Origin of the sequence: Catenuloplanes japonicus (assembly GCF_000717135.1) — a bacterium.
GTDB classification, from domain to species: Bacteria; Actinomycetota; Actinomycetes; order Mycobacteriales; family Micromonosporaceae; genus Catenuloplanes; species Catenuloplanes japonicus.
On record NZ_JNXY01000026.1, the window covers coordinates 79504 to 91665 of the forward strand.

Below are 12162 nucleotides of genomic sequence, written 5' to 3' on the forward strand. Positions count from 1 at the left end.
CCGCCGCACGTCGCCGAAGAGCTGCGGAAAATTGGAGATTCGATGAGTCAGGCCACGGACGTCCCCGCGTACATCGTGGGGGAGGAGCCGCTGTGGCGGAGCATCGCCGGGCAGGCGGTGCGGCGGCCGGCGGCACCGGCGGTGGTCGACGGCGACGGTGAGGTCAGCTACGCCGAGCTTGTTGCGCGGGTGGGTGTGGTCGCGGCAGAGCTGGCGGCGGCGGGTGTGCGTCGCGGGGATCTCGTCGCTCTCCGGATGCGGCGCGGGCGGGGCGCGATCGTGGCGATGCTCGCGTGCCGGCGGCTGGGGGCGGGGTACGTGCCGGTGGATCCGGCCTATCCGGCGGCCCGGCAGGAGCTGATCCTGGAGGACGCCCGGCCGCGCGCGATCGTGACCGATCAGGGGATCGAAACCGCAGGCTTCCTGCCCGCGACATTCCGCGGCGCGAGTGCCGGCGACCCGCACGTCGACGTCCCGCACGTCGACGTCCCGCACGTCGACGTCCCGCACTCGCACGTCGACGCCTCCGGCATGCGGATCGACGCCGCGACGGCCGGGAACGGCGGTGTGCATGACGATCCGGGCTACGTCATCTACACCTCGGGGTCCACGGGGCGGCCGAAAGGCGTGCTGGTCCCGGGGCGGGCGCTGGCGGCGTTCTGTGTGGCGGCGGTGGAGCGCTATGAGCTCACCGGGACGGACCGGGTGCTGCAGTTCGCGTCGCTGGGGTTCGACGCGAGCGTGGAGGAGATCTTCCCGTCGTTGACCTGCGGGGCGGCCGTGGTGCTGCGGGACGACGACATGATCAGCCGGCCGGACCTGTTCCTGGACCGGTGCGCGGCGCTCGGGATCACGGTGCTGGACCTGCCGACCGCGTACTGGCACGAGCTGGCGGTGGCGGTCGCCCGCGGTGAGGCGGCGGTGCCGGCGACGGTGCGGCTGACGATCATCGGCGGGGAGGCGGCGCAGCCGGAGGCGGTGCGGCACTGGCCACGCGGCGGCGCGACGCGGCTGGTCAACACCTACGGGCCGACCGAGACCACGGTGGTGGCGACCACGGCGGACCTGACCGGCTGGGACGGCGGCCCGGTGCCGATCGGCCGGCCGCTGTCCGGCGTGACCTGCCGGATCCTGGATGCGGACGGGCACGAGGCGCAGACCGGTGAGCTGCTGATCGGTGGTGCGCAGGTCGCGGCCGGCTACCTGCACCGGGACGACCTGACGGCGGAGCGGTTCACGGCGGACGGCGAGTACCGGACCGGGGACCGCGTACGGCGTACCCCCGATGGCGCTCTTGAATTTCTGGGTCGTCTGGACGATCAGATCAAGATCCGCGGCTTCCGGGTGGAGCCGGGGGAGATCGAGGCGGTGCTCCGCGGCGTCGCCGGGATCGTGGACGCGGTCGTGGTGGCGGCCGATGCGGACGGGCACCTGCGACTCGTCGGGCACGTGATCACAAACCAAGATCAAGATCTTTCCACGGTACGGCCGGAACTCGCACACCTGCTGCCGTCTCACCTGGTCCCGGCCGTTCTGGTCCGGCACGACCGCTTCCCGCTGACGCCGCAGGGCAAGGTGGACCGGCGGGCGCTGGCCGCGACGCACGTGCCGGTCGCTGCCGCGTCCGACGGCCTGACCCCGGCGCAGACCACGGTCGCGGAGATCTGGACCCGGCTGATCGGTGCCACCGACGTGCACCCGGACGACGACTTCACGGCGCTCGGCGGCGACTCCCTCGACGCGGTACGCCTGATCAGCGAACTCCGCCACCGCCACGGCGTGACCCTCACACTCGGCGAGCTCTACGCGGACCCGTCCCTGCACACGATCGCGGCGAAGATCGACGACGCGGCCGATCGTGGCGCTGGCCGGGGTGCGGTCGGCGATGATGGCGCGGCCGATCGGGCCGGGAGCGTAGCGGGCGAAGGCGGCGTGGCTGAGCACGGCGCTGGCGGCCGGGCCGCCGCTGAGGAGAGCGGCTGGGCAGGGAGCCGAGCGACCGCGGAGGCACGGAACCGCGCGATCGTGCGCGGCCCGGGTGAGAGCGGCGTGACCGGCGACGACGCGGTCATGGCCGGGCTTCCCGAGGGGGTTGAGCTGCCGCTCAGCCCGATGCAGCGGGACTTCTGGATCGCGGAACAGGTCTGTGCAGGGCTTCCCGCGCACACGCTCGGCATCCGCTACCGCTTCGATCGCGCCGCGGACGAGAAGACGCTGGTCACGGCGCTGTCCGCGCTGGTGAGGAAGCATCCGCTGCTGCGCGCCCGCTTCCCCGACAACGGCACCGAGCCGCACATGGTGATCGACCCCGAGGGCACGATCGGGCTGACCGTGGGTGAGCCGGTCAAGGGGAAGTTCGACCTGGCGGCCGGACCGCTGGCCCGCGCCTACCTCACGCCGGACCGCACCGAGCTGGTGCTGGTCGTGCACCACCTGATCTTCGACGGCTGGTCCGCCGCGGTGGTCGGCGACGACCTCGCCGCGCTCTACCGAGGCGCGACCCAGGCCGTCGCGCCGGGTCAGGCCGACGCGACCGGCCAGGCCGCGACGGCTGGTCCGGGCGACGCGCCGACTCCCGCCGACGCGACTGCTCCGGCCGGCAGGACTGCTACGGCCGGCGCGGTGATCCCGGTCGCCGGGACCGCGCCGGACATCGCCGCCCGGGACGCGGCCGCGCGCGCCGACGAGACGCTGCGTGACTACTGGCGACAGCGTTTCGCCGATGCGGATCTCGACCTGGAGCTGCCCGCGGACCGTCCCCGCCCGGCAGCCCGCTCGTTCACGTCCGCGCGGATCAGCCGCCCGCTCGACCCCGCGCTGCTCGATCAACTCCGCGCGCTCGGCCGGGAACAGCGGGCCAGCCTGTTCATGGTGATGCTGGCGGGGCTGCAGGCCGTGCTGTCGCGCTACACCGGGCGTACCGACGTGACGGTGTTGTCGCCTGTCGCGGGGCGGACCGGGCCGCACCTGGAGTCGGCGGTCGGGCCGCTGCTCAACATCCTGCCGCTGCGCGGTGACCTGAGCGGCGCGCCCACGTTCGCGCAGCTGGTGGCGCGCGTGCGGGACGGGCTGCTGGCCGACCTCGACCACCGGGCGCTCGCGCTGCCGGACCTGCTGGACGCGATGGCCCGCCCGCAGAAAGGCAACCGGAACCGGATCAGCCCGGTGATGCTGACCGTGCACAACACGCCCGCGCCGGCCGAGCCGGGCATCGCCTACGCGGGCGAGCTGGCGCCGGCCGCCACCATGGTGGATCTCGCGGTCGGCCTGGACTTCCCGGTCGACGGGCCGGTGCTGAGCATCGACTACGCGACCGAGCTGTTCCACGCGCCGCGCGTCGGCGCGCTGCTGGACCACCTGCTGACGCTGCTCGGCGCGGCCGTGGCCGACCCGGGCGCGCAGATCACCCGGCTGCCGATGCTCACCGGCGCGGAACGGCACCGGATCCTGCACGAGTGGAACGCGTTCGAGGCCCCGCTGCCGGACGCGGCCACGCTGCCGGAGCTGTTCGAACGGCACGCCACCGCGACGCCGGACGCGCCCGCGCTGACGTTCCGCGGCGAGACGCTCAGCTACGGGCAGCTGAACGCGCGGGCGAACCGGATCGCACGACGGCTGCGCGCGGAGGGCGTACGGCCGGGGGATCAGGTGGCGATCTGCCTGGACCGCGGGCTGGACCTGTTCGCCGCGATGTGGGGCGTGCTGAAGGCCGGTGGCGCGTACGTGCCGCTGGACCCGGCCTACCCGCGCGACCGGCTGGACTACATGCTGTCGGACAGCGGCGCCGCGGTGCTGGTGGACGCGGCCTACCTCGACGTCCTCCCGGCAGAGGACACCGACCTGCCGGGACTTGCCACGGAGGACGATCCGGCGTACGTCATCTACACCTCCGGGTCGACCGGCAAGGCCAAGGGCGTCGTGGTCACGCACGGGAACCTGGTGCACGCGGCCGGCATGTGGCAGCGCGCCTACCGGCTGCGGAGCGAGTGGACGTACCAGCAGGCTGCCAGCTTCTCGTTCGACATGTTCGTGGGCGAGACGCTGCGGGCGCACACCACCGGCGGCCGGCTCGTCGTGGTGCCGCGGGAGACGCTGCTCGACCCGGCCGAGCTGTACGCGCTGATGCGCGCCGAGCGCGTCGAATGCACCGAGCTGGTCCCGGCCGTGCTCCGCGGGCTGCTCGGGCACGCGGACCGTACCGGCGAGGGGCTGCCCTGGGTCAAGCTCCTGATCGGCGGCGGCGAGAAGTGGCACGTGCACGAGTACGAGCTGGCCCGCCGCCTGGTCGGGCCGGCCGGCAGCGTGGTCAACGCCTACGGCGTGACCGAGGTGACCGTCGACAACGTGTGGTTCGACGGGTCCGCCGCGCACCTGCCCGCGGACGCGCCGCTGCCGATCGGCCGCCCGTTCCCGAACAACCGGGTGTACGTGCTGGACGCGCACCGCGAGCCGGTCCCGGCCGGCGTGGCCGGCGAGATGTACCTGGGCGGGCTGGGCGTGGCGCCCGGCTACCACGAGCGCCCGGAGCTGACCGCGGACCGCTTCCTGCCCGACCCGTTCGTGCCGGGACGGAAGATGTACCGCACCGGCGACTCGGCCCGCTTCCACCTCGACGGCACGGTCGACTTCCTCGGCCGGCTCGACGACCAGGTGAAGGTCAACGGCTACCGGATCGAGCTGGGCGAGGTCGAGGCCGCGCTCGGCGCGCTGCCCGGCGTGGTCTCCTGCGCGGTCGCGGTGCACGACACCCGGCTCATCGGATACGTGGTGACCGGCGGCGACGTGGACGAGACCGCCATCCGGGACGCGATGCAGGCAGGGCTGCCCGTGCACATGATCCCGGCCCGGGTGCTCACGCTGGACGCGCTGCCGCTCACCCCGAACGGCAAGCTCGACCGGAAGCGGCTGCCCGCGCCGCCGGACACGCCCGCGGCGGCCTCCGGCCCGGCGCCGTCCACGCCGCGCGAGCGCGAGGTCGCGGCCGTCTGGTCCGAGGTGCTCGGCGTGCCGGAGATCGGCGTGGACGACAGCTTCTTCGCGCTCGGCGGCGACTCGTTCGCGGTGCTCAAGGTGGTCCGCAGGCTCTCGCCGCAGCCGACGCTGCTGGACTTCTACCAGCATGCGACGGTACGGCGGCTGGCCGCGTTCCTGGGCGCCGGCGTCGAGAAGACCCGGACGATGCTGCACCGGCTCACCGCGAGCGACGCGGGCCCGGACGGCGTGACCGTGGTCGCGGTGCCGTTCTCCGGCGGCAGCGCGATCGCCTACCAGCCGCTCGCGGACGCGCTCCCGGACGGCTGGGCGCTGCGCGCGGTCGAGCTGCCCGGCCACGATTACGCCCGGCCGGACGAGCCGCTGCTCACCGCGTCCGTGATCGCGGACAAGGTGGTGGCGGAGATGCGGGCGATCCGCGGCCCGATCCTGCTCTACGGCCACTGCCTCGGCGTCGCCACCACCGTGGAGATCGCGCGGCGGGCCGAGGCGGAGGGGCTGCCGCTGACCGGCGTCGCGCTCGGCGCCGGCTTCCCGACCGCGCGGCTTCCCGGACGCTTCTTCGACTGGTTCTACCGGCTGGTGCCGACCGACCGGTTCACCTCGGACCGGGAGTACCTGGCGTACCTGCGGGGCCGGGGCGGGTTCACCGACCTGGACGACGCGGACCAGCAGGCGTTCGTGCTGCGCAACGTGCGGCACGACGCCCGCGACGCGGAGGAGTACTTCACCGGCGCGTACCGGGACGCGGCCGAACGGCTGTCCGTGCCGGTCCTCGCGGTCGTCGGCGCCCGCGACCGGGTCACCGAGCACTACCAGGAACGGCACCGGGAGTGGGAGCACTTCACGGACGGCGGCGTGAGCCTGGCGGTGCTGCCGAAGGCCGGCCACTTCTTCGTCAAGTCGCACGCGGAACCGCTGGCGGCGGCGCTGACGTCCTTCGCGGCCGGACCCGAGCCCGTCGAGCCGGTGCGGGAGGCCGAGGGGCCACCGCCCAGCCTCGGCCGGTTCGCGATCGTCGCGATCGGACAGTTCCTGTCCATGGTCGGCAGCGGGCTCAGCTCGCTGGTGCTGAGCATCTGGGTGTTCCAGCGGACCGGATCCGTCACCGACTTCGCGGTGGTGAACGCGATCGGCCTGCTGCCCGGCATCGTGGCCGGTCCGGTGGCCGGCGCGGTCGCGGACCGCTTCGACCGCCGGCGCGTGATGCTGACCAGCGACGCGGTCGCCGGGCTCGCCATGGCCGCGCTCGCGGTCCTCGTGTTCACCGGCGGCGACCTGCGACTCTGGCAGATCTACCTGGTCGTCTCCGTCACCTCGATCGCCGGCGCGTTCCAGCGGCCCGCCTACCTGGCCGCGGTCGCGCAGCTCGTACCGAAGCGGTTCCTGGGGCATGCGAACGGCATCAGCCAGCTCGGCGTCGCGGTCGGCACGGTCTTCGCGCCGCTGCTCGGCGCCGGACTGATCGCGAGCATCGGCGTGCCCGGGGTGCTGCTGCTGGACGTCGGCACGTTCACGGCCGGCGTGCTGACGTTGCTGCTGGTCCGGTTCCCGGACCTGATGTTCCACCGCCGCGAGGAAACCTTCACCACCGAGATCAGGAACGGCTGGCGGTACGTCACGCGCCGGCCGGGCATGCGGGCCGCGCTGCGCTTCTTCGTGGTGGACCACGCGTTCTACACGCTCGGCTTCGCGGTCATCACGCCGATGCTGCTGATCGAGCACAGCCCGGCCACGCTCGGCGCCGCGCTCGGGGCCGGTGGTCTCGGCGGGCTCGCGGCCGCCGTCACCATGGGCCTGTGGGGAGGGACGCTACGGCGTACCCACGGACTGTTGCTCTTCATGGGCCTGGCCAGCGTCTCGATGACCGTGGTCGGGATCGGTGCCGGGCCGGCCTGGGTGATCGCCGGCATGTTCCTGCTGACGTTCGGCGAGGTGATGGCCGAGGGGCACTGGATCGCGATCGTGCAGCGCAAGGTCGGCTTCGAGCTGCAGGGCCGGGTGCTGTCGATCTTCATCACGCTGATGATGCTGACCATGCCGATCGGCTACCTGGTCGTCGGGCCGCCGGCCGAGCGGTTCGTCCGGCCGCTGCTGGCGGACGGCGGCGCGCTGGCCGGCTCCGTCGGCGCGGTGATCGGCACCGGGCCGGGGCGCGGGCTGGCGCTGCTGGTGATCCTCAGCGGCGTGCTGCAACTGGCCTGGGCGGTCCGCGGCTGGTTCACGCCACGGCTGCGGCGCATCGAGGACGAGCTGCCGGACGCGCTGCCACCGGCCGAGATCGGCTCCCGTGACGAGTTGCAACGGCAGGCCGATGCGGCCCTGACCCACTCACCCTCTTAAGGAATCGCTGTGCCCACCTCCGTTTCGTACCCCATCAATGCTTTTGAGACTCCGCTCATCGACGCGGGGGAGCTGGTCCCCGGCGCGCGCATCCTGATCAAGGACGAGACGCGGTACGCCTCCGGCAGCCACAAGGAGCCCGCGGCCCGCGCCGTGGTCGCCCGCGCGATCGCCGAGGGCAAACGGCGCATCGTGATCGCCACCTGCGGCAACTACGGCCGGGCGATGGCGATGGGCGCCGGCGCGCTCGGCATGCCCTGCACCGTGGTGCTGCCGGCCGGCTGGAGCGACGGCGGCGCGTTCATGCGCGAGGCCGGCGCGGACGTGGTGCTGGTCGACGGCGCCTACGAGGACGCGGTCGACGAGTCGAAGCGGCTCGCCCAGGCCGACGGCGCGGTGGACGGCAACGTGGACGGGCCCTACGTCGCGGACGTCTTCGCCGGTCACGGGCTGGTCGCGGTGGCTTTGCACGCCGCGCTCGGCGGAGAGCCGCCGGCCGCGCTGTGGGTGCCGGTCGGCAACGGCACCACCGTGATCGCCATTGCGCGCCGTTTCCGGGACCTGGGCTGGGACGTGCCGATCCACGGCGTCGGGTCGGCCGGGAACAACCCGATCGTCACCAGCTGGCCCGGCGAGTACCGGATGCTCGGACCGGACGAGGTGACCACCACCGACCACAACCAGCCGCTGGTCAACTGGCATGCGCTGCAGGGCGCGGAGGCGATGGCGGCGATCGCGGCCACCGGCGGCGCGGTGCACGCGGCCACCGACGAACAGCTGCTGGCCGCGCAGACGGTCCTGCACGCGCACGGCGCGCACCCGACCGCGGGCGGCTCCGTCGCGATGGCCGGGCTGCTGGCCGCCACCGAATTGTCCGGAACCCACGTCGTCCTGCTCAGCGGCCGCTGAGCCCTTCTGTCTCCCGGAGAAACCGATGACCGCCACCGCCACCGCGCCCGCGCCGGTCCTGCTGTTCGCCCGTGCCCGCACCACGGCCGCGGACGAACGCGTCTACCTGGGCAAACTCGCCCTCCTCGCTCTGCTTACCTGTCTCGGCGCGGTGCTTGCGCTGAGCCCTTCACCGGTCGCGGCTGTCGCCGGCGTGCTGCTGCTCGCTGCGATGTATACGCACGCGGTCGAACTCCAGCACCAGGCGCTGCACCACTCCGCGTTCACGAAGTCCTGGCCGCACCGGCTGGTCGGGGTGCCGCTCGGCCTGCCGCTGTTCGTGGTCTACAGCCACTACCGGGTCCGGCACCTGCAGCACCACCGCGCGCTCGGCACGCCGGACGACACCGAGTTCTTCGGCTTCGACACCCGCAAGCCGCTGACGTTCGGGCTGCTGGCCCGCGGTCTCTTCGACTACCCGCGGCTGGTGTCGGTGCTGTGGGAGGTGGTGCAGTCCGCGCTGGGCCGGTGGACCTACCGGTACGGCGACATCAGCCCCAAGATGCGCCGCAAGGTGGTGCAGGAACACCTGATCCTGGGGTTCGTCGTGCTCGCGGCCGTGGGACTGAGCGTGGCCGGCTTCGGAAAGTATGTGCTCCTGCTCTGGGTGCTGCCGCTGATCGCGGCCGTCCCGATGCACTTCCTGGTCGAGCTGCCCGAGCACATCCTCTGCGACACCGAGACCACGGACGTGCTGCGCAACACCCGCTCGATCCGCGGCGGACGGCTGAGCACCTGGTTCACCAACGGCAACAACCTGCACATCGAGCACCACGCCGCGATGAGCGTCCCGATCAACCAGCTCCCGTCGCGTCACGAGGAGGTCAAACAGTTCGCGACGCACGTGGAGCGTACGTACGCGGACTTCTACGCCAAGCTCTGGCAGCAGCTGCGCGGCTGATTCGCCTTTGTCCCCGGGCGCCTTCCACCTGCCGAGGTGGAAGGCGTCTTCTATGTGACGGCCTGCAAAGCACATCTGAACAGGTCTTCGGGCAATGAAAGTTCATCGGGTCCGAAGGAATCGACGAGGGGCGATCTGCGTCTCGACAGGGAGTGCATGGGGACCGCGGGAGAGTCGCGACTGCGGATACGTCGGAGGTCCGCCCACTCGGGCCTGCGGTTCCTGCGCGGATTCGGCCGTTTCAGAACTCCTACTTGCCATCTTCATGTAGCAGGGGCGTCGAAGTGGCGGGCGCTCGAAGCCCGGGACACGGAATCGTGCCACCGGACTTCGAGCGCTTGCACGTCGTTTCCGGCCCGATGACTTGCGAAGCTGCCACCGGGCCGTTGCCCGAGAAACTATGTGCGTCGCGCGTTTACTTAAAATTCCTGAGAATATCGGTGTATCTCAACACGGGCAGGCCTAGTGACACTATGGGCGAAAATCCAATATAGACCGCCATGAGCGAATATTGAACCCATAGCGGGACGGTTATGGTTGTAACGAGAATTCCAAAAAGGATTGCCGCAAACGTAGTCATTGCGGCCCATATCAGGAACGCGATGGCAAGGCATCTGATTACCAAGTCTAGGTTTGTTTTACTGTCCATTTCTCCTCGCGTGGAAGTCGTTACTGTGATCCTTGTGTTGACATTCATTCTTCAAGTTAGGGGGTGGGGTCTACCCACCTGAGCTGAGGTTGATTCTGACGTGCCTTCCACCAGTCCTGTACGTCGGATAGGGCTTGCGACCACGTCCCAGCCTGCCAGCCTGCCAGAAAGCCGACCGCCATTCCTATTGGAGCGCCTGTGCAGCCGATTGGGAGTGTAATGAAGCATGCGACACCCGCTCCAATGAAGGTGCCTGCTTCGCCGTAGTCGAGCCCTCTGCTGATGGCTTTGTCGAGCGCTTCGCGCTGTGGATCCTTCTTTTCTCCGCTGTCCTGTCCTCCGGGTGATTGATTGATGATGCAGGCGCCAGGGACATTGCACTGATAGATATTGCAGGAGTTGGGGGCGTTGCAATTGAAAATAGTTCCGGGCGGTTGAGGTGTGGGATTTGACACTAGTTTGGTCTTGGGTGCGGATGTGTTGATCTTTCCGGACCCGGTCGTCGACTTCTTGGCAATGCTGCCGCCGACCTTTTTCTTGACGGGGGTAGCAGCGGTCTTCTTGGTGCCGATCTTGCCGCCGGTCTTCTTGGTGCCGATCTTGGCGACCGGCTTGGCGGCCGCTTTTTTGGCGATGGTGGCAGTGGCCTTTTTGACGACGCGCTTGGTGACGACGTCGGTGGAGCGGAGGCCGTCGGGGTCGGAGAAGGTGGCAGGGCTGTTGTTGGAGTAGGCGTAGCCGTTCATCTGCTGGGGGTCGTGGACGTCGATGACCGGGTCCTGGCTGATGAAACGGCCGGTTCTCGCGTCGTATTCGCGGGCGCCGAGGTGGACCAGGCCGGTCGGGTCCTTGGTGCCGCCGACGAAACCCTTGTCGCCTGCCCAGGCGGGGTCGGTGCCGCGGGGCTCGCCGAACGGCAGGGAGCGGCGGCGGGTGACGACGTTGTCCGCGGTGGCGCTGACCGAGCTGGTGCCGTGGTGGTCGGCGGTCTGGCGGGTCAGGCCGGTGATGGTGCGGACGCCGACCGTCTCGCCGTTGTGGGCGTAGTAGCGGGTGCCGTCGACCTGGCCGGTGGCGGTGGCGAGCGTGAGCTCGGTGCCGTCGGGCAGGTAGAGCGTCACCGCGCCGGGTGTGCGGCGGAGCAGGCGGTTGCCGGCCGCGTCGTAGACGTACCCGTGCTGGTCGGTGCCCTGGGTGGCGGTGGCCAGGCGGCCCTCGGCGTCCCAGGTCAGGGTCTGGGAGACGCCGCCGACCGTACGACCGGTGGTGTTTCCGGCGTTGTCGTAGGTGAACGTGTCCGCGCCGATGCTGCTGACCGCGTGCGGCCTGGGGCCACCGGCGGCCGGGTAGACGTAGGTGTCGGTGGTCGTCGCCGAGGCGCCGTGGACCGTCTGGGTGGTGCGGTTGCCGGTCTTGTCGTAGGACCAGGACAGCCGGTACGGGTCGGTGCCGGCGCGCTGCGGGGTGGCGCAGCCCCAGTCCGCTTCCGTCCAGGCCTGGGTCAGCCGTCGCAGGTAGTCGTAGCTGTAGCACTCGACCTGGTCGCGGGCGCCGGAGGTCTTGCCGCCGATCCCGGTGACGTTGCCGGTCTGGTCGTAGCGGTACTCGGTGGTGAACCTGTCGTCCCAGACGTTGGCGGTGGTGGCGTTCTCGGTGTCGATCTGCCGGTTCGTCAGCCGCCGGGTGGCCGCGTCGTACGCGTTGGAGACGCGCAGCCGCTTGTTCGCCGTACTGCCGAGCACCTGCTGGGCGACGAGCCCGTCGAAGGTGAACGTGGTGCCGGAGACGTAGCTGCCGGCGCCGGAGGCGAGCGTGGTCGTGTTGCCGGCGTTGTCGTAGCCGTACTGCACGGTCTCCAGCGGCAGACCGCCCACGGACGCGCCCGCGACGGCCGCGGTGACGACCGTGTTCGGCGAGCCGTCCGGCTTGTAGGTGAACTGGTTGGTGTAGGTGCCCGCCAGCGCGCCCTCGGCAGCCGGAACCGTCACTGTCGTCGACAGTGGACGATAGCCGTTGTCATAGCTGGTGATGGCGCTAGTGTAGGCGTTCCCGTTGCTGTACCGGGTGCTGGTCGACGGCCGTCCCTTCGCCACGGTGTCGTAGGTGGCGGAGGTGAGCAGCGTCCCGGTGGTGCCGCCCTGGTAGCGGGCGGTGACCCGGCCGAGGCTGTCGTGGACATCGGTGAGCGTGATGTTCCGTGCGTCGGTGCGGGTGACGACCTGGTCGGCGTTGTCGTAGGTGAGCGTCGTGGTGCCGGAGTCCGGTGTGGTCCTGGTCAGCGCGCGGCCACGGAGGTCGTAGGTGCTGGTCCAGGCGTTTCCGGCCGGGT

The 12162-nt window shown here is 70.9% G+C and carries 4 protein-coding genes; 3 read left to right on the forward strand and 1 reads right to left on the reverse strand.

Features of this window, described 5'->3' with window-relative positions:
- Positions 1 to 42: 42 nt before the first annotated feature.
- The 3 genes from OP04_RS52225 to OP04_RS32255 are packed head-to-tail and all read left to right on the forward strand — an operon-like array spanning position 43 to position 9184.
- Positions 43 to 7335, forward strand: a complete 7293-nt coding sequence (locus OP04_RS52225) for a non-ribosomal peptide synthetase/MFS transporter (protein ID WP_035086949.1) — start codon at positions 43 to 45, stop codon at positions 7333 to 7335.
- Between the two features lie 9 nt (positions 7336 to 7344).
- Positions 7345 to 8244 carry a pyridoxal-phosphate dependent enzyme gene (locus tag OP04_RS32250; protein WP_051799430.1) on the forward strand — a complete coding sequence of 300 codons (900 nt, stop codon included), beginning with the start codon at positions 7345 to 7347 and terminating at the stop codon, positions 8242 to 8244.
- A gap of 25 nt (positions 8245 to 8269) precedes the next feature.
- Positions 8270 to 9184 carry a fatty acid desaturase family protein gene (locus OP04_RS32255; protein WP_033343679.1) on the forward strand — a complete coding sequence of 305 codons (915 nt, stop codon included), beginning with the start codon at positions 8270 to 8272 and terminating at the stop codon, positions 9182 to 9184.
- Between the two features lie 705 nt (positions 9185 to 9889).
- On the opposite strand, the gene OP04_RS52230 is transcribed toward OP04_RS32255, so the two are convergent.
- The gene (locus tag OP04_RS52230) at positions 9890 to 11926 is read right to left on the reverse strand and encodes an RHS repeat-associated core domain-containing protein (protein WP_408606805.1); all 2037 of its coding nucleotides are present in this window, start codon (positions 11924 to 11926) and stop codon (positions 9890 to 9892) included.
- Positions 11927 to 12162 lie beyond the last annotated feature (236 nt).

Coding starts and splice junctions, on each gene's coding strand:
- OP04_RS52225 (WP_035086949.1), top strand. CDS start 43: ATGAGTCAGGCCACGGACGTCCCCGCGTACATCGTGGGGGAGGAGCCG.
- OP04_RS32255 (WP_033343679.1), top strand. CDS start 8,270: ATGACCGCCACCGCCACCGCGCCCGCGCCGGTCCTGCTGTTCGCCCGT.